General features: G+C 51.0%; 14 protein-coding genes. 6 read left to right on the top strand and 8 right to left on the bottom strand.

Annotated elements, in window-relative coordinates; genetic code table 11:
• Positions 1-45: 45 nt before the first annotated feature.
• Positions 46-948 (bottom strand): pirin family protein, encoded by a 903-nt coding sequence (locus tag JTN23_RS07910; RefSeq protein WP_247233629.1) that lies wholly within the window; start codon positions 946-948, stop codon positions 46-48.
• A gap of 775 nt (positions 949-1723) precedes the next feature.
• Here JTN23_RS07910 and JTN23_RS07905 point away from each other — a divergent pair.
• Positions 1724-2425 carry a hypothetical protein gene (locus JTN23_RS07905; RefSeq protein ID WP_247233627.1) on the top strand — a complete coding sequence of 234 codons (702 nt, stop codon included), beginning with the start codon at positions 1724-1726 and terminating at the stop codon, positions 2423-2425.
• Positions 2426-2657: 232 nt separating this feature from the next.
• On the opposite strand, the gene sov is transcribed toward JTN23_RS07905, so the two are convergent.
• The 6 genes from sov to JTN23_RS07875 all read right to left on the bottom strand — a co-directional run bounded on the left by sov (position 2658) and on the right by JTN23_RS07875 (position 14943).
• Positions 2658-9824, bottom strand: a complete 7167-nt coding sequence (sov, locus tag JTN23_RS07900; RefSeq protein WP_247233624.1) for a T9SS outer membrane translocon Sov/SprA — start codon at positions 9822-9824, stop codon at positions 2658-2660.
• Between the two features lie 113 nt (positions 9825-9937).
• Positions 9938-10528 carry a Holliday junction branch migration protein RuvA gene (ruvA, locus tag JTN23_RS07895; RefSeq protein ID WP_247233622.1) on the bottom strand — a complete coding sequence of 197 codons (591 nt, stop codon included), beginning with the start codon at positions 10526-10528 and terminating at the stop codon, positions 9938-9940.
• 103 nt (positions 10529-10631) lie between these two features.
• A complete protein-coding gene (locus JTN23_RS07890) occupies positions 10632-12695 on the bottom strand; it encodes a LysM peptidoglycan-binding domain-containing protein (RefSeq protein ID WP_247233620.1) in 2064 nt (687 codons plus the stop codon).
• 64 nt (positions 12696-12759) lie between these two features.
• Complete coding sequence (gene gatA, locus JTN23_RS07885) at positions 12760-14205, bottom strand: Asp-tRNA(Asn)/Glu-tRNA(Gln) amidotransferase subunit GatA (RefSeq protein ID WP_247233618.1); 1446 nt, start codon at positions 14203-14205, stop codon at positions 12760-12762.
• Positions 14206-14331: 126 nt separating this feature from the next.
• A complete protein-coding gene (locus JTN23_RS07880; protein WP_207509371.1) occupies positions 14332-14538 on the bottom strand; it encodes a Sec-independent protein translocase subunit TatA/TatB in 207 nt (68 codons plus the stop codon).
• A gap of 69 nt (positions 14539-14607) precedes the next feature.
• Positions 14608-14943: a YkvA family protein gene (locus JTN23_RS07875; RefSeq protein WP_247233617.1), complete on the bottom strand. Its 336-nt coding sequence runs from the start codon at positions 14941-14943 to the stop codon at positions 14608-14610.
• Between the two features lie 279 nt (positions 14944-15222).
• Here JTN23_RS07875 and mdh point away from each other — a divergent pair, with 279 nt between their 5' ends.
• From mdh to JTN23_RS07855, 4 genes are all read left to right on the top strand, one after another.
• The gene (gene mdh / locus JTN23_RS07870) at positions 15223-16155 is read left to right on the top strand and encodes a malate dehydrogenase (protein ID WP_247233615.1); all 933 of its coding nucleotides are present in this window, start codon (positions 15223-15225) and stop codon (positions 16153-16155) included.
• 772 nt (positions 16156-16927) lie between these two features.
• Positions 16928-17485: a hypothetical protein gene (locus tag JTN23_RS07865; RefSeq protein WP_247233613.1), complete on the top strand. Its 558-nt coding sequence runs from the start codon at positions 16928-16930 to the stop codon at positions 17483-17485.
• 48 nt (positions 17486-17533) lie between these two features.
• Complete coding sequence (locus tag JTN23_RS07860; RefSeq protein ID WP_247233611.1) at positions 17534-18397, top strand: TlpA family protein disulfide reductase; 864 nt, start codon at positions 17534-17536, stop codon at positions 18395-18397.
• Between the two features lie 257 nt (positions 18398-18654).
• Positions 18655-19500 carry a CHRD domain-containing protein gene (locus tag JTN23_RS07855; protein ID WP_247233609.1) on the top strand — a complete coding sequence of 282 codons (846 nt, stop codon included), beginning with the start codon at positions 18655-18657 and terminating at the stop codon, positions 19498-19500.
• An 85-nt stretch (positions 19501-19585) separates the two neighbouring features.
• On the opposite strand, the gene JTN23_RS07850 is transcribed toward JTN23_RS07855, so the two are convergent.
• Positions 19586-20986: an OprO/OprP family phosphate-selective porin gene (locus JTN23_RS07850; protein WP_247233607.1), complete on the bottom strand. Its 1401-nt coding sequence runs from the start codon at positions 20984-20986 to the stop codon at positions 19586-19588.
• Between the two features lie 472 nt (positions 20987-21458).
• Between JTN23_RS07850 and JTN23_RS07845 the strand changes: the two genes are divergently transcribed.
• Positions 21459-24431: a SusC/RagA family TonB-linked outer membrane protein gene (locus JTN23_RS07845; RefSeq protein ID WP_247233605.1), complete on the top strand. Its 2973-nt coding sequence runs from the start codon at positions 21459-21461 to the stop codon at positions 24429-24431.
• The last annotated feature ends 18 nt before the right edge of the window (positions 24432-24449 follow it).

Below are 24449 nucleotides of genomic sequence, written 5' to 3'. Positions count from 1 at the left end.
ATTATCACGATCGGGGCGCGCTGTTATTTAGCAAATAGTACGGGCTCAGTAGCTCAGTCGTTGAGCCTCAGGTACCGTTGAAATATGCTGCATCTTACCCTGGCGGAACTCCTGATACAGGCGCCGGATGTCTTCCGGAGTATCACCTATAAAGGGACCATGCGAAACAATAGGGTCATGCTGCGGCTCTCCGGCGTACATAACCACCCGAACGCCCGACTCCCCGGCTATCAGGGAAAGTTCACTTAGAGAAGCCGCATCGGTCCTGTCCAGCCAGCCGACCTGGTCCTGCTCCAGGAGTTCCTTCTCTTCCCCCACCCTGACACTACCTTCCAGTACGTACAAAAAGGTAGTATAGTGGGCCGGAATCTGCTGAATAGTGGCAGTACCCGGCTGCATCTGAATATCGGCTACAATAAGCGGCACATAATTCTGCATGGGAGATGCCACCCCGGCCAGTGCTCCACTGTATACCCGGATGGTCACTCCGTCCGCAGCTACTGTCGGTACCCTTTCCAGGGGCAGGTCCTGTACTCGGGGAAGCGCCCATCTATCCTTCTTAGGCAGATTAAGCCATAGCTGGAGCAGGCGCATCCTGGCTTTGGTATCTATGGTTTCGGTATGAATGATACCGCTCCCGGCCGTCATGATCTGTATATCGCCTCCTTTCATCTTATGAGCCGCATCGCCCACCTCCCCCTCAATCAGGAGCGAAACCGTTTCGAATCCGGCATGGGGATGTGGACCACCTACCGGATCGCCATTCTGTTTGTCCAGAAAATCATCCATGAGCACAATGAAGGGATCGCTATCTGAGTAATCCCTTTGTATGACAGGCCGGGCCGTATGGTCAGGTCCCAGAAAACCCGGTTGAGCCGGGGGTGTCTGTACTACTTCCAGCTTACGATATATTGTCTGATTGGCTTGTGTTGTTGCTAGTGTTTCCATGGTAATTGCTTTTTAGTACAGGGGCTATCCGTTCGAAGGTGGTAATAGCCTGTTGTGATTAATACAATAAAGGTACGCCCCTTTACTATACTTTCGTAAGTACTATACTTTTGGATAGCGCTATACTACAGGGTAGTAACGCACGGGAGCTTTGGCTCCGCCGCCCAGTCTAACGCTCGTCAGAGTAAGGAACGCATTGCCTTTTACACTACATTTACTAAGTTGCCTTGCCTACACCTAGATTCATGGTAGTACCTCCAACCACATCACGTATGACCTTAGGTATACTCAGACCTATCCTTTTGTCCCTACTCCTTCTTAGCTTTTCAGTCTGCAGCCATGCCCAAAGCTGGCGGCCTGATTTCAGAATGCCGCTGGGGCCGGAGGCTATTATGTTATATCCGCATTACACCACATTAAATCATTTTTTGGCGAAGGGTGTATTTGCTTATCAGAACGTTGATCGCTGCAAAGACCAATTAACTATGTTCTACTTCCGGGTAAACAGTCAGGGTAAGATTGATAGTTGAAATCGCTATCCTCTGTCACTTCTGTACCATCAACTGTTGGTCTTAAAGAATACCGAAGACCAATGGGGAAGAGTACTACTGCGCCCCAACCCCATTGCTGCGGCAATCGAAAAATAAGCCTCTGTTATGCTGAAATTAAATCAGTGGCAGTATCCTTAATGATTTCATAATGAGGTGTAGAAAGATTATATTAGTAGTGGAAACTAGATTTCAACATTCTATTGAAGACCTAACTAGTTACCGCCATGAAAACTTCTACCCTGACGGGTTTACTGATGCTATCGCTCGCAGCATGTGTCGGCCCCATAGATGATACGATCGTTGCTGAGCCCTCCGACTGGTATGTGATCACGGCTCCTGAGGCACGCCCAATTGAGGCGGTACACGGTACTATTGATGGTACCTTAGTTATCACTACGGGCCCCCGGATATATACGACCAGGGATAAAGGCAAGACCTGGCATACAGCCAACTATAAGGAAAAGGTGGGGCTATTCGGCTTTATGGAAAGTGGTGATACCCTGATCGTACTTAGCACCAAAAGAATCGAAAAGTCCAATTCCACCGAAAGCAGGTCCTACGCCATGCTTCCTTCCTTTTACAGCCTGGATCAGGGGATGAACTGGCTGCCTTACAAACAACGGTATGATCATGAAAGTGTGAAGGTACCTTTGAACCGGGTTAAATCAGGCACTGGCACGGAGTACGCCATCAACTACAAAGAGGTAAAATACCAGGATGCTAACTATATTGAAACAGTTGGTATCATCTCCTCAACGGGTAAGGAAATCAATCTTCCTCTAAAACATCAGCTAAGCAGCCTTTACTGTGACAAGCAATCACGACTATATGTATGCGCTTCCGCGCCGGTATGTGAGGGCGGAGCAGACTTCTCGTACTGTGACGATGCGAATGGTACTCTCTATATTTCCAAAGGGTCAATGTAGCGTGTGCGACAAAGCATAAAAGCAAAGGCCGGATCTTCTCAGATCCGGCCTTTTTTCATGATCAGTAGGATGAGCATAGCCCATTGTGGGCATTATCGTACTACCTCGGTACTAGTATTGTATATCCTGGCAACAGCTCCTGCAATGCGCATTTTCAACTGCCTTAATCTCCTATTTACATTGGTCACTTCTCATTGGTCACTGGTAGCTAATCAATGGTCACTAACTGCCCCTACTCCGCCAGGTTAAACTTCAGCTGTACCCCACCTGATGTAGTAGAACGGTAGAACGAGTTCGACACCAGCGGGTCGTTAAAGGTACGGTCAAAGTAGAACTGCATGCTCAGGCGGTTATTGACCACGTAGTTGACAGTAGGCCTTAGCTGGAAGTTGATGTTTCCGGCAATGGGAATATTCTGTCCGTCAAACTTACGCTGGATGGCCCGGGTATCCCGGAACGACATGCCGATTTGTACTGTGAGGTCATTTTTGAGCTTTCGCTTGGCTCCGTTTACTTTGAAAGGTATCGGCACGTTGTTCTTGGTAAAACCAATGCTGAGCGTCAGATCCTGGTTGAATAGCTCCGCTACCTGTGCGTTTGACATGTTCAGGGCTACGGTACGGTCGCGGTTGTAGTCGAGGCGGCCCGTGATGCGGCTCTGCGTCCGGAAGTTGATACCCACCAGCGGCGCAAACTTCTCCGACATGGTAATAGTACTCATCACGAACACCGGCACGTACTGCCCCAGGTAGTTGGTCCGGCTCGACAGCGGATAGCCCGTCACAGCCAGGTTGACGTACAGAGCTTCGTAGTCAAGTGATGAAGTAAAGTTACCCACGCTGTACGTAGACACGTAGTTGTGCGTCAGCGTAAAGGAACTGAACAGCTTCTTGAACGGCGCCAGCTGCGACAGACCGTTGTAATCAATACGCCAGTTAGGCATCGGGAAGCCCAGGAACGGCGAGATACGTACCGTATTGGGATCTTTACCGGTATAGGCCGCAAAGAAGGCCGGAATAAGTACATCCTGCGAATTCTCGTTGTACTCACCTGCGGCCGGGTTCTCTCGGTTGAGGCGTTCGCGGAGTATCTCGCGGTAGGCTCTGAACTTATCAAATACCGGCGAAGAGTTGTCGCGGTTCATCTTGGTAAAGGCCGTCCGGAACGACATAAACGACATGCTGAACTGACCGTTGCGCACGGCGCTCTGGCTGATAAACTGCCCTCCGGCAAACTCCGGACGGTAAAACTCCTGGTAAGCATCCTGACGGGTTAGTCGGGCTTCGATCTGCATCCGGAAGTCTTTGAACGGTTCCAGGGTAGTTCGCATGTTGAAGTTCTTCTGTACCGTCTGCTGGAAAGGCTGGTTCAGGACCGTACTGGGCGAAATCCAGCCATTGTTAGCGGCCTTTACGTGAATATTCCGGTTCTGACTACCCAGTACAAAAGGCAGCCCCGGCGCGTTGGCGTTGTCCAGTCCAAAGTAGGTAGGCGTACGCAGGTATCCGGGCAGAGCAGTAGTTTCTAGGATTGTATAGCTCACGTTGATTCCCCGTACGGTCATAAGTACCCGCGTGAGGTTCTTGAGTACCTGGCTGCTTCCGGCTTCTATTTCTTCTATATCACCCGGGCTGCGGGCGAAGTTCTTACGCGGCGCCGAGGGTGAGTTGGCAAAGCGCAGGTACTTGAGCTTGTTGTAAAGTGCTACGAAGTCAACCCGGCCGGTAATCCCCCGCTCGCGGCTGTTACGAATTATGTTTCCGAACGGAGTACCCAGCGAATCGGTAAGCCCCAGGGCGTTGGCCTGGAACTGGTACGCGATCGTATGGTTGTAGTCAGCAGCCATCCAATCAGTCAGCGGCAGCTTGTCGAGTGGCAGACGGTAGGTGAGCCGTATGCGCTGGTCGAAGTTCTTGATCCGTCCGAGCGTCTTGAAGTTATTCCAGAGTGAGTCCTGCTTTTGGGTAGTATTAATATCTCCGCGTGGCTCATCCACAATGGCATTAGCTACAGTATTGTACGTCAGGATGATATTCCGGGTCAGGTTCCAGGTTATATCGTAGTAGCGGTTAAACCAGAAGTACTTCTCGAACATCGGCTCCATACCGGCCGTAGTAAGCTCTGAATTGCGAAGCTGCGTTTTGGTAAAGCTCCGGTCAATATCTCCCCGAACGGCCACCGAGGTAGGCATCGGAGTGAAATTAAATTCCTTCAGGAAGCCCAGGTACCGGCTGTTGGTCTCCCACTTCCGGAAGGGCTCGATGGCCTTGGGCTGGCTGGCGTACGCATAGGCCACCCCCGCCCGGTACATGCGCTGCGAGTACATCTCCGTCAGGATGTTGGTACGGGTCAGGTCGCTGTACGCGTAGGTAAACGAGAGGTTCTCGAAGTCATAGAAATGGCTCCTGGCCCCCGGTGCGGTCTTGGTCTTGCGCACATTGGACAGGTTGATCCCCCTCCGGACGGTATTATCCTCGACCAATCGGCGATAGCGCTCCCTGGCCCCGGAGTTATCCAGGTTTTCCAGCGTAGTGGACAGCGGCATATCCGGATCAAGCGGGTTGAAATGCGGGGCGATCCGGCGACTGTCGTAGTTGACGTACATCGGTATACTGAATCCCCACTGCTGCGGCAGCAGCTTATCCAGGGCTATGTTGGAAGATATACCAAACTCCGTAGTGGTAGCTCTTGAGCGCTCTCCGATCTTCTGCTGCACGTTACCAAAGCCAAAGGTTTCGATGCGTCCGGAGGCCGTTACGGTAGCAAAGTCAGCCAGTTTGGCGTTAAGCTGCCCAATGGCGGCCTGCCCGGCCGTCTGATCGTAGCCCTCCACGTGCATCTCATTCACCCAGATACAGAAATCCCTGGAGCGCTCATCTGAAGTCTTAGGGTTACGCATTCCGATCATGATTACCCGCACGGCACTCAGGTCAGGATTACCTACTACCGTTACTCTGTAGCGGCCGTCTCTGGTCGTGATGGTATACGGGAGCGAAATGGCCCGGTTGCTGGCTTTATTGCGCTCCGACTTAGCCCGTATCAGCTCATCAAAGGCAATATCCAGCTCATTCCCTAGCGGCCACACCGCTTCCGGCTGACCCACATTCTCAGGTGTGGCCTGCAGATTGTCAACCTCTATTTCGTAGTAGTTTTGGGTATTGTCAGTACCCAGGCGCAGGAAGGCGCTTACCTGTCCGCTTTCGTTGTCGTTGTTGTGCATGTGAATGTACATGCGCAGGCGCTTACGGAACTGCAGGTCCAGGTTTACGTTCTTGAATACCGCCCGTGAGTCGCCGTCGCGAAGCTCACTTACGCAAAGGCTCATGGCCTGCTCGTTGAGCTGGAAGTTGGCCTGGGGCTGCGTAAAGTCCTGATCGCGTTGCCAGCCCGGAGGTACGGCGTAGATGTACTTCTTCTCGGCATTATTGGCCTGGCTGTTCTCTTCGATACTTACGGTACCTACGGTGAATCGGGCATCGTACGGCTCGGGTACCTCCTGCAGGCCGGGAGCATCCAGATCAGCGGTATATTTGCGATACTGCTGCCCTACCATCTGCAGCTGAGCAAAGCGCAGTACGACCGGCTGCTCAAACTCCGTCAGGTACATCCTCACAAACCGAATGGACTTAAAGCCATTGATATTACCGAACTTCCGGGTAAACTCCTTCACCGGAACCCGGAACAGGTACCAGTTGGCTCCGCTAGCTACCGTCTTATCCACGATATAGCCCTTTCCGATATCCAGGCCTCCCGGCTTCAGATCAATTTCGTATTCGTAGAAAGCCTCGTTGTCATTGATGGTATTATCCATGTTGAGGTCTTCGGCGTCGGGTATATTGGTAGCGGCAGGCGTTACATCCCCCGAGCGGGCGTTGCTTTCGGGCGAGTTGCGCTCCATACCACTGTAGTACTTGTAGCGCTCAAGTACCTTCATATCCTGAGCATCCAGCTCTTCGCCCAAGTAAAACTGAAAATCGTCGCCGGAAGGATCCGCCAGAATACGTTCCCGGGCTTCGGCGGTAAGATTAGCCGGCAAAAGGTCCAGGAAGCGCTCCCGGAAGTAACGGCGCTCCTCCGCATTGCTCAGTCCGTCCAGACCTACATCCTGCTTCTCGCGGGCACCGGGCTCATTGCTGAAGGCATTGATGAGGTACTGCTGCCTGGTAACGATTCCCCAGGCCGTGGAGTCTATCTGAGTCCCGGCACGGGTATCATTGATGGGTAACCCGTTTTCAAAGTTGTAGCGGCCATCTGGTATCACATCTTCCGACACATCTCCCAGGTTAAACATCAGCTTACCACCCGTGTTATTGTTCTGGTTCAGGAATCCATCCCGTATAATACCTTTATCTCCCTGAATGAAAGGATCCATCATCCAGAACTCGATGTTCTCGATATTGGCGTTGTCGAAATCAATATCTGAGGTGATAGCCCGGCTGATGGCCCCGAAGTTACGCTTGGCTTCTTTGAGTCGGCCGTTGGGGTCCAAGTCGGGGTTGTAGTTATACATCCCGCGCTCGCTGGGGTAGTAGGCTATATCCAGGATAGACTGCGGCAGATTGAGCGGGGGTACCGAACGACCAGGGAAGAGCCACTGTGGTTGAAACAGTCTTTCGTAGTAGTTTTCCAGGTCCTCCGGGGTTAGATTGGTCGGACGCTGACGTCCTAACCCAAAACCATTGGTACCAAAGATATTATCAACGGTATAGGCTGATATATGAGCCCGTCGGTACCCGTACTCGAGTGGGTTGGTGGGCGTACCCTGCGGAAACTGCGGTGGGGTAGCACCCAGGCGCCAGCGCGTAGGCTGACGGGTTAGGTCATAAATAGTACGTGCCGCCTCAAAATCATCTACCAGAGAGCGATTGTTGACCCGTGGAGATACGCCCGGGAATAGCTGCGCTACTTCTCCCCGGAACTGGATGTTGGACATCTCCTTGGTCTGCAGCAGGGGCAGCTTGTCGAGCAGCTTGGTCAGGAAGGGGGATTCTTTACGAATATTGGCATCAAAACCTACGATGGTGTTATTGGTAGGTTCATTGCCAATGGCTACCCGCGTCAGGAATCCGGCGGGCGTCTCGCGATGACGCATGGCAGTCATACCCAGGCTGATGTCGTTGTTGACGACATAGTCCATCCGGGTACCCAGCAGAGACCGGATCTGGTTGTTGAACATATCCGGGCGCTCATACTCAATCACGATCTCACGACCAGAGTTTAGTACGCTGGGATTCACCAGACGTACCCGCCCGATCTGCGCCTCTACCACGAAGTCCTGTCCGGGTGCCAGCGATACACCTCCGGCCGTAACCGTCACTGACTCCTCTGATACACCAAACGGCAGCTGCACATCGGTACCACCGGCCGACTGGTAGGAGCCTTTGAGGTAGTACTTATTTTTTTCGTTGATCTGCTGCGCATCAATCATGGTAGTGTTGTAGAGCTCCTGGAACACATACTTGTCTTTCAGGATCTCCTCGTCCGATCCGAAGTACTGGGCCAGGTTAGAACCAAAGGGCTCCAGCACCGGGAAGAAGATACGGCCCGTCTTGGGATCGATAGTTACGCCCTCTACGTAGTCGAAGTTACCATCAGGCTGCAGGTCGTTGACGGGGTTCAGCCGGTCCAGCCCTACGAGGCGCAGCAGGGGCCGGTTCTGAAGGAGCCGTCCTTCCTGCAGGTTGGGGTTATCAATACCGGTGAGGTCATCTTTGTAAATAACGCGCAGCTGGAAGCCCTGCCGGTCTATCTGGTTGGTACCTAAGGTATAGACGTTCTTCATCATCAGATCCCACATCGGCAGCTGGGTGTTGTTGCGGATTGTTGATGATTTAAGGAGTTTCAGCGCTATTACTTCATCATCCTTACGATTTTGGTAATCTTCGGTAAGCTCACCTACCTTGTAGGTCCGGCCATTCAGCGTATACTCGTACGCCACGGCCAGTACCTCGTCATTGCGCAGAGGTACCGTCAGTGAGATATAGCCTAGTTGGGGATGAAACTTGTACTCACGGTCCAGGATCAGTTTCTTGGCACCACGCAGTACTTCGTAATCAATGCTTTTCTGCAGCCCCAGCCGGTTGGTCAGCTCGAAGTTGGTCTGGTCTACCTGCCGGAAGGTTTCGCCGTTCGTCAGATTGGCATACAGAGCATTGGCCTGGTTATCGGCCGGGAGCCGGGTATTAGTAGGCTGCAGGTTAGGATTGGCGGCGTTGTGAGGACGCGGTTCTCCCAGATCAGCAAAACCGGCAATGTTCCGTAACGACTCAGTGGTAGTGGTACGGTTGGTAACGTACACTTCCAGGCGCGTAATAGTCACGCCCGATGTAATCATGGGCAGGTTCTTGAGCGAGCCTTCGTAGTTATTGCGGAAGTACTGCGACAGGAAGAAGTGTCGGTTTTCGTCGTAGTGGTCTACCCTAATCTCGAAGTCTTTGGTCTGAGCTCCTCCGCGTAGTACAATACGTTCCTTACGGGAACGCTGCTGCGACGCCACTACCGTAGCCCGCAAACGTCCCAGCTGCAGCTCGGTCTTCAGACCAAAGAGGTTCTGCACACCGGGGATCAGCTGGCTGTTCAGCGGCCAGTTGATATTTCCGGCCTCGATCTTACGTACCAGACTTTCTTCGGGTGCTTTGTAGTTGAGGCGAAGGGCGTTTTCAAAGTTAAAGCTGGCTTTGGTATCGAAGTTGGTCAGGAATCCCATCCGTTCGCCCAGCTTGGCATTGAAGTTTATATTAATCTGCTCATTGAATATAAAGTTGGTGTTGCGCCGCTGCCGTACCGGCACCGCCGGATTATCAATGAACTGGTGCATCACACCAAAGTCAAGCGCAACGAAGCCATTGGGCCGGAAGTCCATCAGATCGCTCCCGAACAGCTTGTCCAGGGCTGGAGGCAGGTCCAGCTTGGGTAGTACGCCTCTCCCTCCCATGGCGCTTTTGCCATCCTGCCGGGCGGCATACTCGCGCATCAGGCTCAGCATCACGCGCCGGTTCTGCAGCTCGTTATAGGAGCGAAAGTCCATGCTTTCGGCCGGGCGGTAGTCAAGGGTTCCGGTGGGTGTTTTTACCTCTTCGGATATCACTACCCGTCCGGTCGTATCCAGATGGATATCCGTACGAACGTTAGGCGGTTCTTTTAAATAAAATGGAGAACGGGGACGCGGTTCCGCAAATCTATTGCGATAATAGTCCTGCCAGCGAAGCAGGGTCTGGCGTCCCGAACGCTTGAGGCCATCGCCAGTTGTATCGGTGCCTAAGGTATCTTTCCAATACGTCACAAACTGACTATCGGGATCCTTAACAGGCACATAATCCGTTGAAGCTGTTGCCAATAGCAACGCTCCAGCCGATACGGTTACTGACCGGAAAATTAGTTGGTAAATTGTTCCTGACAAAGCCTATCACACTTAATTGAGGGGGTCGGTTTTCTAACCTTTGCTTTTGCAAAGACACAACGTCTAAAACCTTGCCAATATTCTTCTGGGCAAGTTTTTTTTTAGCAAAGTGCCTAGCGAAGAGCCAGCTTGATCAACTGCTCTACTGTGATGTCGTCTCCTTCTCGTTTCAGAATAGTATCAATACTTTTCTCGGCAGTAGGCTTAGGTATACCGAGCGTCACCAGAGCAGCCAGAGCTTCATTGCGTACCTGATTACCTGAGGCACCAGCCATAAGTGGTACCGGTGAAGTCAGGGACTCCTTTCTCATTTTGTCTTTCAGCTCCAGAATAACCCGTTGGGCGGTTTTAGCACCAATCCCTTTGATCGACTGTACCACCCGCACGTCTTCATTCGCAATAGCATGGCGTATCTCGGAGGAAGATAGTGAAGAGAGCATTACCAGGGCAGTAGACGGCCCCACTCCCGATACACCTACCAGGTCCAGAAACAAGTGCTTTTCGTCAGGCCCGGCAAAGCCAAACAGTACATGTGCATCTTCACGGATATTCAGATAGGTAAACAGCTTGCATCGCTGGCCAGGCTCGGGCAGTGCACCGTAAGTCTGTAGCGAGATCTTCACTTCGTATCCGACTCCGTTGGTATCAATTATGGCGTATGCAGGATCCTTATGAGCTAGTTTTCCTTCAACGTAGGCAATCATGGTATGGGAAGGTTTTTCGGTGCAAGATAGCTACTAAAGCAATCACCCACAAAACCTTCCTGAAAGGTTGTGTGGGTGATGCATGATTCAGGCCTTATAGTAACTAAGTATTGATAATCAGCTTCTGGCCGGGCTTGAGAGAATTACCTCGGATATTGTTGGCTTTTTTGATCTGGTCGATGGTCAGGCCATACTGCTGGGAGAGGTTCCACAGGGTATCGCCGTTCTGTACGGTATGGTAGCGGAGTTTAAGAGCTTTCTGGGTTTTAGCTGGTCTGGCCTCTTTCTCTCTGGCAGAAGCAACGCTGGCTACCTCGGCACCCTCACCGTAGACTACCAGCTTCTGCCCGCGCTGGATGGCGCTGCCCGACAGGTGGTTCCACTCTTTCAGATCGCTCATCTCTACATTATACTGCTTGGCAATCGCAAAGAGATTATCTCCGGCTTTTACCACGTGCGTCTGCTTACGTCTGGAAGCTACGGCCGAAGTAGTCGGAGCGGCGGCAGTCTCTTCTGCTTCTTCCTCTACCTCTTCCTTAGCAGAAGCCAGAGCCTCTTCGCTGGCCTTGGCCGGAGCGAGTGAAGCCGAAGCCACTAGGGTAGTCTTAACAGGTGTTTTTACTACCTCTTCTTTATAGATCACCAGCTTCTGTCCGCGCTGGATGGCATTTCTTGATAAACGGTTCCAGTCTTTTACTTCGCTTACGTCCACCTTATACCGCCTGGCAATGGCGATCAGGTTATCACCCGACTTTACTACGTGAGTCAGTTTGCGCTTCTGGATGGTAGTTGTGGTTTTGGGAGCCAGGGCTGCTTCCACTTTTTCTGCCGGGACCTCTTTGTTGGCTGCCAGAGCTTCTGTACTTACCTGAGTTGTAGCTACTGTCGTGGTAGAGGCAGGTGTTTTGGCTGCCGCCAACGTAGCGTTAACAGGAGTCTTCACAGCTACTTCACGGTACACGATTAGCTTCTGTCCGCGCTGAATGGTACTCTTGCGCAGGTGATTCCAACCTTTTATATCCTGTACATCCACATCATAGCGATTCGCGATGGTATTCAGGTTTTCACCCCGCTTCACAATGTGGGTCATCTTACGCTTCTGGTAGGTTACCGTAGTTTGTTCGCTGGGTACTTCGGCCGACGCCAGCATTACACCTGCGGGAAGCTGTAACTGCATCCGGCACGAATCCATAATCGCAGAGCGGTGGGAGTTAAAGTAGGCGTACTTTTCGGCAGGTACCTTGAGGACAAAGTTTCTGAAGTGGCCCGGAATCTGGGTACCTACAATCTGAGGATTCAACTTCACGATCTCCTCCATATTTACTCCGCTGAAATGGGCAAACCTGGTAAGATCCAGCTGCCCGTTGATGTGCAGCGTATCAAATGCCATAGGGAACTCCGGATTGACAGGTACGATCCCGTGATCGTGACCGTAGTGCATCATGTACGTGATAGCTACGTACTGAGGTACATAAGAGCGGGTTTGCTGCGGCAGCGCGTTGTAGATGGTCCAGAAGGAGTCACCACCCGAGCGGCGCATTGCGCGCCTAACGTTACCGGGCCCGGTATTATACGAAGCTAGTGCCATTTCCCAGTCCCCAAAGATCCGGTACAGCTGGCGCAGGTACTTACAGGCCGCCTCGGTTGACTTTACAGGGTCGAATCGTTCGTCGATATAGTTGTCCTGGTACAGGCCAAACTCACGACCCGTAGCCGGCATAAACTGCCAAAGTCCTCCGGCACTGGCGTACGAGATAATCCGGGGGTTCAGGCCGGACTCAATCATAGACAGGTACTTGAGCTCGGTCGGCAGGTTGTATTTCTTAAGGTATTGCTCAAAAAGAGGCAGGTACAGGGGGGAGTGCTCCATCATGCGCCGCGTAAAGTGCGGCTTCGTGTAGATAAAGTACTCTACAAACTCATGGGAGGCTTTGTGATAAACAAGCGGTACTTCTCGTTGCAGCTTTGCGAAACGTTCTCGCAGGAGATCCCCCGGAATTGCGGGTCTTTCAGTGATCACTTCCACGTCCAGGGTATTGATTTCATCAAGAACACCAATCGTATCTGGCTCAAATTCTAACTCTTGTTGGGGTCTTGCCTGCGTAGGTACATTCCACAAGCCCACCGTAATGGCAGAAAGCCATAGTACTCGCTTAAAGATTTGCATCAGTGTAGAGGTTACGGATGAGTTTTGGTTACTAGTTTATTGAAAAAATTATAATTTATCAAATTTACTGCGCATTTTCAGCAGTATTGATTAAATCGGTCAGGTGGTGTGCGAAAGCCAGCAGATGGTCCTCCGCGAACGGACGGGACATCAGCTGTATTCCAATGGGTAGCCCGGCATCATCCGTACCGTTAGGTACTGATATGGCAGGGGCTCCTACGACGTTGGCTTGTACGGTGAAAATGTCAGCCAGATACATCTGTAACGGATCATCCATTTTTTCACCCAGGCGAAAAGCCGTGGTGGGAGTCACCGGCGAAACCAGGAAATCGTACTGCGTAAGTAACCGTTCGGTTTCGTTCTTTATTAATTCTCTAACGCGTTGCGCCTTCGTATAGTATGCATCGTAGTAATTTGCACTTAAAACAAATGTCCCTAGCAGTATACGACGGCGTACTTCGTCCCCAAACCCTTCGGTACGGGACTTCTTGTACAGGCTCTCAAGGTCCTGCGCTTCGGGGCTGCGGTAACCGTACCGTACGCCATCAAAGCGCGACAGGTTAGAGCTAGCCTCCGCAGTGGTAAGTATGTAGTAAGTGGGTAGGTAGTAGCGAAGCAGGGGCATGTCGATGGGCTCTACTACGTGGCCCTGTTCCCGAAGCTGATCGAGTACAGCCTGGGTACGCTCCCGAATGGCAGGCTCTACGGCCTCACTTTCGATCGCTTCACGCAGGTAGCCGATCCGGGCGGTAGTATTCCACTGGAGTTGCTGGCTGTAGGCAGGTACTTCACGGGTAGAAACGGTACTATCGTATTCGTCGGCTCCGGCCATTACTTCCAGCAGTAAGGCAGCATCCTCTACACTTTTGGTGATAGGGCCGACACAATCAAAGGAAGAAGCATAAGCAAGGAGTCCCCAGCGCGATATGCGCCCATAGGAAGGCTTAAGTCCCACGACATTGCAGAATGCCGCAGGTTGACGAACGGAACCTCCAGTGTCGCTTCCGAGCGAAGCGTGACACAGGTCGGCCTGAACAGCAGCGGCGGAGCCTCCCGACGACCCGCCAGGTACCCGGTCAGGGTCAGCAGCATTACGGACGGGACCAAAATAGGAACTTTCGTTGGAGGAACCCATCGCAAACTCATCGCAGTTCTGGCGGCCGATAATAATAGCATCTTCATCCAGTACACGCTGTACGGCTGTAGCCGTAAAGGGGGAGCGATAGCCGTCCAGTATGCGGCTTCCCGCCTGCACTCCATGACCCGTATGGCAAAGTACATCCTTCACGCCCAGCACCATCCCGGCCAGTTTGCCAGCCTGGCCTTCGCGGATACGCGCATCTACTTCACGGGCTCTTGACAGAGCCTCGTCGGAATATACTTCTACAAATGCATTGAGATGACGGTTCGCCTCGATTCGGGCCAGGTACTGCCCTACTAATTCCTCACAGGTAGTTATTCCTGCACGCAGATCGTACTGTATATCAGCCAGCGTCAGGTACTCTTTCAAAGTCAGATAGGTTGAAAGGTTACACAAAAAACTAAGAGCCGTTCTTAGTTGGTCTACGAAAAACGGCTCCTTAAAAATAAGATCTTAATACCTTAAGGTAAGAGGCTATAGATACCCGCGAGGGTATTAGTTAGCAGGTGAGTCTTCGATGCTCTTCTCGATATTCTCTTTCACATCTTTGGTAGCAGACTTGAACTCCTTAATGCCTTGGCCCAGACCACGCATCAGTTCAGGAATCTTCTTGGCGCCGAAGAACAAAAGAATGAACAAGGCTACCAGGAATATCTCCTGTCCTCCCAATCCCATAAATGCCAAAATCGATACGAATTCCATGCTTATTGTTGTTTTATTATGATTACAAATTTAGGGATTCTTTCTTAGGATGAAAGAATTTTTAAACATTTATCCAATATTAATAACCTGCTTCTGCCTCTCCCACAGGCTGAACTTGTCGATCTCGCCGCCGAGTGTCTTGAAAAGCCAGCCCATCAGCGCCAGGTCATCAGCAATACCAATGATTGGCAGGAAGTCGGGGATCAGGTCAATGGGCGACACGAAATAAATCAAACAGGCCACTATCTTTACAAAGCTGCTGGATGCTATACCCCGGTATTCACCATTGGCGTAAGAACGTACCATTCGTACCAGTAACTGGAGCTGATCAATTGCATCCGTGAGGCTGTTACGCATACCTTTTTGATTTGACTTCTGTAAAACCTGCTGTACTAACAGCAGCATTGCAGCCTTATTTTTACTCAAACGACCAGCTTTGCCTAGGGCTTTACTAAAAAAAATTGAACGTAATACGCGGGTAATCAGTGAGCTGTTTGCCATGGTGTGTATTGTGAAAAGTAATTAGGTTTAGGTATATAACTATGATTTTCAAATAAAAATTGCGTCCGCTACTTATCCAAACAATTTACTTTCAAAAAAAATCCCTATCTATGGATAAAACAAATAATGTGTCCTATTTTTGGACGGAATAGAACTTTTTTAACTTCTTACAAATCACTTAACATGAAAATAACTGTAGTAGGGGCTGGTGCCGTTGGGGCTACCACTGCCGATAACATCATTCGTCGTGAATTGGCTGAGGAAGTAGTACTATTAGATATTAAAGAAGGGGTCAGTGAGGGTAAATCACTGGACATGTACCAGACGGCCGCCCTCCTGGGCTTCAACACCAAACCCATTGGTTCTACTAATGATTACGAAAAAACCAAAGGTTCGGATGTAGTGGTGATTACTTCGGGGCTGCCCCGCAAGCCCGGTATGACCCGCGAGGAGCTGATCGGGATCAACGCGGGCATCGTCAAATCGGTTACGGAGAATATCCTGAAATATTCGCCCAAGGCTATCATTCTGGTAGTATCCAATCCGATGGATACCATGACCTACCTGGCCCTCAAAGAATCAGGTATCCCCAAGAAGCGCCTCATCGGTATGGGAGGTGCGCTGGACAGCGCCCGCTTCAAGACCTACCTTGCCCTGGAGATGGACGTTTCGCCCAATGACATCCACGGCATGGTAATCGGTGGCCACGGTGATACGACCATGATTCCGCTGACCCGCCTGGCTACCTACAACGGTATTCCCGTCAGCCGTTTCCTGCCGGCCGAAAAACTTGAAAAAATAGCCGCTGATACCATGGTGGGGGGTGCTACCCTGACCAAGCTCATCGGTACCTCGGCCTGGTACGCTCCCGGTGCGGCCTCGGCCATGATCGTGGAGAGCATCGTTCGCAACCAGCGCCGGATTGTGCCCTGCAGCGTGTACCTCAACGGCGAGTACGGCCAGAAGGACATCTGTATGGGTGTACCCGTGGTGATAGGCCGCAACGGCTGGGAGAAGATCATCAACCTGCGCCTGAGCGATGCCGAGAAAGCCGCCTTCGAAAAGTCGGCCGATGCCGTTCGTAACATGAACGCCGCCCTGAACCTGAGCGTGTAGATTACCTTGATCAACTAACTTATTGATATAACAAGCCCCCGCCGGTGTTCCGGCGGGGGCTTGTTTTTGGAAATGATGCGATACTATTTATAGGCTGTGGGGACACAGCCCAAGGTGTAGAAAATACATTCGTTTCTATCTAATGTTCTCGTTGCCACTGGATAACCTCCGAAACTTAAAGTGTTCTCATTTCGCAATACCGGAATAGGTTATACCATACTGACTTTAAGTAGTCGCCCCAACAGTACCAGTCCAAGGGTCGATAGGATCCAAAAAGTCCAGAAAAAATATTTGAATCCTGCCGTCACAACAAAAGAGTCCTTCTCTGTAAGACCGTCATCCTTTGAAACGCCATAATAGCTGAATAACAGATAGTAAATAATTGCGGTTGGGATTGCAGTTGCAATCAATCCAACAATAAATTTATTGGGATGGGACCCGAAAATATCACCTCCATTGATTATAAGATCGGCTATCATGAAGATATTCAACAACAAGCCTCCGGTACCTAATCCTACCTGAAACAGAGCAGCTATCCAAGCTGAACTCTTATTAGTACTAGCCTGATTATCCTTCAGGTGCAGCGAAAAGAAGGTGTAGTAATATCTATATAGAAATCTCATTTCAAGTGGTCAATATCAATGTGTTGCTAAAATAGTCCCTAAGTCTAATTCTTAGGATAACGTGTTAAAATAAGTTAAAGAGAAAGTACTTCTTCCAACTTCCGCTTACCTTATGAGCACTTCTTTATCCATCACTCATACACTTCCTTATGAGAAAGCTTCACACCCGCCTGGCCCTGTTTCTCTTCGTTCTCTTCTCATGTCAGTTCACCATTGTAGTTGCCCAGCAGAAACCCACAGCCAAAGTACTCATTGACTGTAACTATTGCGCTGGACAGCAAGTCGCAGCCAACGTAGCAGACCCGTTCTCTAACGGTTTTACTCTACTTGAAAAAACACAGGCAGACTCTGCCGGACAAGCCTCGCTGACTATTCCCGTCAGCGATCCCTTATTCGCTTACATTACGATAGGACCGGGCGTTCTGGGGCAGGATTCAGTCTATAATCTCTACCTGGAGCCTGATCAGGTGCTGACACTATCCATCAAGAATGATAAAGTACATTACACCGGTCAGCTGAGTGTAGTTAATGAGTACCTGGTAGCATCCGGAAATATTACTAATAAAGTGTGGGATACGGCCAATGCGTTAGTGGGCCAATTCAGTAAATTTACCAAAGAGGAACAGGACAAGGTACTGGAGTCGTTTAACAAGCAGTTAGTCCCACTCCACCAGACTATTATAAATGACAGCCGCCTTTCTCCCTAACAAAAAGATTTACTGATAGCCAATAATCAGCTGCTGGTTCAGTGGAGAATGTTGGCATTAGCAGGCCCCGACATAAAGAAATTGAAGGAAGAAAGCAGCTATGAAGCCACCTCCTTTCTAAAAGAACTGCCGATTAACGCTTCTTACGTAAAGGCAAACCTGGATGCATACAGAAGAGTCATAGACTTTGAAATTAGTAACAATCTGACTGGGTTGATCTACTATACTTTGGAGAAGGACGGAAAAACTACAAATAAGGATACGCTACTTGTACTTATCGATAAAGCTATACGTAGCAATGCCCGTCTGGCTCCGATCAGGGAGTTCCTACTGGCAAAGAATACCCACTTGTCTCTCACAGACTATGGGCTAAGACCTTCAGTAATTCAGCAGTTTACCCAATTCACGGAGGAATATCCCAACTCTCCCTACACTCCCACCCTTGAAGCGATATTTGATAAGTACTATGAAGTAGGAGAAGGAAAAGAAGCCAAAGACTTCACAGCTATAGATCCTAACGGAAAGGAGATACGTCTGTCAGACCTGAAAGGAAAAGTAGTATATGTAGACACCTGGGCTACCTGGTGCGCTCCCTGTCTGGCAGAGTTTCCGCACTCGAAGAAAATGGTGGAGCATTACCGCGGGAATGATAAGGTAGTATTCCTGTTCGTTTCTACCGATACAGATACCCAAAAGTGGAAATCATTTGTGAATAGTAATAAGGTACCCAAGGGCATGCATGTAAACTATAACCCCGAGAAACAGAAACCGTCTCTTCATGAGCTATATCGCATGCGTGGGATTCCTCACTACATACTAGTTGATAAAGCCGGTAAAATTAAGGTCAACCGGGCACCACGCCCTTCTGAAAAAGAGTCGTACGTATTAATTGATGACCTTTTGGACCAATAGTTAGCTAGATACTCCTGTACTAGCATATACTATTAAGTAATACTGTAAAATCCCCCGCCGGTGTTCCGGCGGGGGATTTCTTATTTACCACTATTCAACCACTCGACAGATCTAGCTGTATCCGCTGATTACATTTTACTCAAAACTCTCTAGTACTCTAACAATCAACCATTTATTTAATATATTTATACGTCAGATTAGTAGCTTTTCTTCCTTTGCCCATTCACCACTTTTTCCACAATAAACCAATCCACACGATGAGAAATCAATGGAAGTCTTTGGCGGTAATCCTGCTGATCGGCGGGTTATCAGGATGTACAGATCACGAGTTGACCAACAATGTTGTTTCTCAGAGCGGACTAGCCCTTAGTCCCCTGCAGGAAGTACCTCAGAAGAATAGTCCGGCAACGGGAACGGCTACTGTATCGTATGACAAGACTACCCGAATGCTTACCTACACGCTCACCTGGAAGGACCTGACAGGCAACCCGGTCGGGTCGCACATTCACGGGCCGGCCCCGCGAGGCACGAATGCAGGTATTCTCCATGATTTCACGGCTCCGCTTCCCAAGACTACGTCAGGTACCTTTACCAACTCCGTACGGGTAGATGGGGTCAATCTTAAGGAAGAAGATCTGCTCAACGGGCTGTACTACTTCAATATCCATACGCCCGCCAATCCGGGCGGTGAGATCAGGGGACAGATAGAGTTTTATGATCAGCCTTTCATGGTGGTAAAGAAGGGGCTCCCGGTGGAAGGATCACAGGAGGTGCCGCCACGTACTACTCCGGCAACCGGCAGTGTGGATGTCATCTACAACAAGAATACGAAGCGGCTGAGCTACTTCATTACGTGGAAGGACCTGACCGGAAATCCCGTTGGCTCTCACATCCATGGTACGGCCCCACGAGGCGTTAATGCAGGGGTTCAGCATGACTTTACCGCTCTGCTACCTGCTGCTACCTCCGGGGCTGTTTCTAATTCAGTACTAGTCGATGAGGTAAAGATCAAGGAAATGGAACTGCTCAACGGACTGTACTACTTCAACATCCATACCCCCACCTACCCGGGAGGTGAGATCAGGGGACAGATAGAGTTTTAAGGCTATATACTATACACCTACTAACAGAAGAGGCTGCCCCTGAAAGGCAGCCTCTTTTACTAATACCCGGTAAGTACTTGTCTGGTTAAATGGATACCTGGTACTGCAGTACCCAATTGCCCCGCCGTCCCGAAGGCGCCAGCAGGTTAGCCGTAGTACTGGCCTGGTAGATGGGGCGGTTCTCGTAGTTGAGGCTCAGCTTGCCGGTATGTCCTTTCATCAGCCAGTTCACACCCAGGTTCCATACGTTCATGCCTCCCTGCAGGCGGTCATAGGTAGCGTGCTGCAGCGAGGCGTACGGCAACAGAGTACCCTGCTCACCCAGCAGACCGTCACGGAACTTGTACCCAGCCTGAGCATACACTACATTACCCGTACCGAACATCGGGAAGGCATTGCCCTGCGTACCCCCTACGCCCGGCAGCGGCTGGGTAGTACCACTGGCCGGATTCATCAGGCCGTTGTAGCGCAGGTATCCCCGGCCGTAGTCGGTATGGAAATACCCTAGGTACGACGACACGGCCGTTCCCTTCACCCGGTTAATGGGCATATCCAGGTATGCGGCCACTGACCACAGATTCAGCGCACTGTAGGTAGTATCGGCACCTTCTCTGCGCCAGGTCGCATTTTTCTGATTGATGAACCCAGCTTCCAGGTTTAGTACCTTGCGGCGGCCCAGGTAGGTACCGGTCATGTAGCCGGGGGTCGTGTTGTCTTCGGTATCGAAAAAGTTATAAATAAAGAGTCCGCTGAACTGCTTGCGGTGATTGCGCTGGGCAAAAGTAGAGTTGGCACCCAGGGCCGGTGGTACCGCTCCGTTGGTTTCGATAGGAAACGGGTCCGCTACGATGATGCGGTAGTTGAGCTTGCCTACCTGACCCCGCGAGTACACGCTGAGCTTCCGGGCAAACTGATCGGTCTGGTCTACCGTGACCTGAGCGAATACAGGTACATCCATCGTCAGAATAGAGCCGATACCAGGCTGAGAAAAGCGTGATAAGCCATTCATGATGGTTAATCCTCCTCCAAAACGCACAAAGCTGGTACCCTTGCGGTGGACCTCGTACTCGCCCAGAGCATCATGAAAAAAGGCCGCTACCTTACGGTTGCTGGGCGTACCGTTGTTGTTATAACCGGGGAAAGCATTGAGCCGGTTAAAGTTGTTCATCCCGAACTGGGTATAGAAAAACACCCGATCCGTCAGCTGACCGAACAACTGCATACGGGTACGGCGCAGGCCAATATCAAACGTCTCGTCGCGCGGGTCGCCCAGGACGGTAGTACCTGGGTTACTGTTATTAAGCCGCAGCCAGGTCTGGTTCAGAAAGGTAGCTTTGACGTAGTGAGTACCCGACGGATTGAGGTTGTACCGGATGTCATTGCGGGTATCAGTGTTGGATGGGGCCGCGGCCGCCGGTTCAGTGGGTGAGTTTTGAGCAAAGGCAGTTGATGATAGGGCAAGTACTAAAAAAACTATTTTTTTCATAAGATGAAGTTTTGGGCTGACGGGCCACACGAAGCGCATCATATCCCTAATCAAAAATTAAAAAAAAGATTAAAGGTTACTAAACAGAGCCTGGCCACCGGGCATTTCTACTGACAATATTGGTCTGACTTTTTACATTCACCCCATCCCCTACTTCTCCCTGCTCATAGCCTCGCTGGCCGATCATAAAGTGCGAGGTATAATTTTTAGTAAAAGTAGAGACGCCTTCATTGTGGAATTATGGCAATAGTACAAAACTACTATAATATTCTTACCGGCCTGTCTATTTCCTGTATACACCTGACCTGTACTTGTACAAAAGCAATAGCAGCCTGAGTACGTTTTCTCTTTTCGTTGCACTTTCTCCAGTCCTGCCTTTTTCTGTCGGCCTCCGCCCCCTGCGGCTGGTATACTTTTGGTGACAATCGGCACCATCAAGTACTTCTACTGTTTTTCACCATTCCGTATTACTATGAAAAGAAAAATTCTATTGTTTCACCTGCTTTTTCTGATCCTATCCATAGCCGGCGCTAATGCGCAGCAGATAACTGTGTCAGGAAGAGTAACCACACAGGAAGATGGCAGTCCGTTACCGGGAGCGAATGTGCTCGTAAAAGGTACAACCATCGGAACCGCCACTGATGCCGATGGTAACTACACGATACAGGTACCCAATGCCAATTCAGTACTTGTATTCCAGATGCTGGGCATGGGATCGCAGGAGGTGCCGGTCGGAAATCAGACCTCCGTTAACGTAGCCCTGGCAGAAGATACCCGCTCACTCAACGAAGTAGTGGTAGTGGGATACGGTACCCAGCGCAAACTGGACGTAACGGGTGCGGTGTCGCAGGTAAAAGGCGAAGATCTGGTTCGCCAGCCGGTCCTGACCGCCACGCAGGCCATCCAGAGCAAGCTGGCGGGGGTACAGGTTATCAACTCCGGTGAACCCGGCCAGACCCCTTCGGTGCGGATACGTGGTACGGGTACCCTGCTGGGGGGCGAAAACCCACTGTACGTTGTAGACGGTATCATTACCGAAGATATCCGCAACATCAATACCAACGATATTGCTTCTATTGACGTACTGAAAGACCCTTCTTCTACGGCTATTTACGGGGTACGGGCTGCCAACGGGGTAGTACTGATCACCACCAAGAAGGGCCGCACCGGCCAGATGAGTGTCAATTATGATGGCTACGTAGGGATACGTACCCTCACCAACCGGGTACGGATGGCCGATGCGCGTCTGTTTGCGCAGTACTCCAACGAGGCGGCTCAGTACGATAACCAGCCACTCCCCTACGACCTCAACACCATACCCACCAGCAGTACGGACTGGCTATCGGCTATTACCCGCACGGGCTTTCAGCAAAATCATAACGTATCGATCACCGGGGGTACCGAAAAGACCACCTACCTCTTCAGCGCCGGCTACATGGAGGAAGAAGGTGTCCTGAAAGGCAGCCGCTACGACCGTATCTCGCTTCGCCTCAACAACGAGTACACGATCTTCAAGGATTTCAAGCTGGGGCATAACCTGAGTCTGGCGAGTGAAGACAAAGACAATCGCCCGGCTTCGGCCTTTACCAATGCGTATCGTCAGTCGCCGCTGGTGTCGGTACGTGATGTGAATGGTGCTTACGGTTACTCTACCCGCAACAACGTAGCCAATCCGGTAGCGCAGCTGGACTACACCAACGACAACGTGAGGGGTATGCGGTTCCAGGGGGGATTCTACGGAAATCTTAATCTCTTTAACCACCTGTCGCTCTACTCCAACTTTGGTATCGAGACCGGGCAGAACAGAGGTACTGTTTACAATCCCGTCTACGAAGTATCATCCAACCAGCGTAACCCCATCAGCTCGCTGGCACTGAACCGCAACAACTTTACACGCTGGGTGTGGACCAATACGGCTACCTATGAGAACAGCTATGCGGACAAGCATAATGTAAAGTTCCTGGTGGGATATACTACGGAGCAGTTTACTAACGAAGGGATAGGGGGTACCCGCCAGGGAGTGCCGGCCGCCAGCAACTACTGGACACTGAATACAGGGGATGCCTCATCGGCTACCAACTTCAGTACCATGGGACGCGAAACCCGCCTCTCGTACCTGAGCCGCCTCAACTACAACTACGATGACCGCTATCTGCTTACAGCCACCGTTCGCTACGATGGTTCCAGCAAGTTTCCGATGGCTAATCGCTGGGGCATATTCCCATCGCTGGGTCTGGGCTGGGTGATCAGTGAGGAGGAGTTTTTCAAGAATCAATCCCTGTTCAATGTATTGAAGCTGCGTGCCAGCTGGGGTAAGACCGGTAATGACGCCATACCGGCCGGTGCTTTCCAATATACGATTACGCCCGGGCTGGACTACCCGCTGGGCCCCGACCAGAGCCTCTCACTGGGTAATACCCTGCGCGACATCAAGGACCTGAACCTGCGCTGGGAGATCACCCAGGGTACTGACTTCGGTGTGGAGTTTGGCATGTTCAACAACCGCCTGACGGGTGAAATAGACTACTACAACAAGCTGACTACCGGTGCTCTTATCTTCCGGCCTCTGGATGCCATTTTCGGCTCGGACAGCTACCTGACCAATGCCGCCGACGTACGTAATACGGGCTGGGAATTCGCTCTGAACTGGCGCAATACAACTGATAACGACCTGAGCTATAACTTCGGATTTAACCTCACGGCCAACCGCAACCGCATCGAAAACGTAAGCGGGGGTTTGCCCATTATCGGGGGAGGAATCGGCAACGGCCAGTTTACCACCCAGACCGAAGTAGGACAACCCATTGGTAGTTTCTGGGTGTGGCAGACCGACGGTATATTCCAGTCGCAGGAAGAGATCGACCGCACTACCGCTGTCATCGCCAATACCAAGCCGGGTGATTTTCGTTATAGAGATGTAAACAACGACGGCCGCATTGACCAGAACGACCGGGTGTACGTAGGTTCCTACCAGCCCCGCCTGTACTTTGGTATCAACACCAGCATCAACTACCGTAGCTGGGACCTCTCGGCTGACTTCTACGCCAACTTCGGCAACAAGATCTATAACGGCAAGAAGGCGCAGCGCTTTGGTAACGAGAACATCGAAGCTTCGCGGGCCGACCGCTGGACGCCTACCAATCCGTCTAATACCGAACCACGGGCCAGCAACGAAGTACCCATTTCGTCAACGTACTACATTGAGTCCGGCGACTTCTTCCGTATCAACAACGTAACGCTGGGCTATACGCTGCCCGAGGGAGTAGCATCAACCATCCGGGCCAATCGACTGCGGGTGTACGCCTCGGCTCAGAATCCGCTTACGCTGCAGAAGTACTCCGGCTTCTCGCCTGAGTTACCCGGTGGACCGCTCGGTTCGGGTATTGAGCTGAATGCCTATCCCGTCAACTCCATCTACACCCTGGGGATCAATGTTGGCTTCTAATAGAACTGAATCAATAAA

Source organism: Telluribacter roseus (assembly GCF_017355915.2).
GTDB lineage: Bacteria > Bacteroidota > Bacteroidia > Cytophagales > Spirosomataceae > Telluribacter.
The sequence above is the reverse complement of the archived record's forward strand: the minus strand, read 5'-3'. Positions and strand labels throughout refer to the sequence as shown.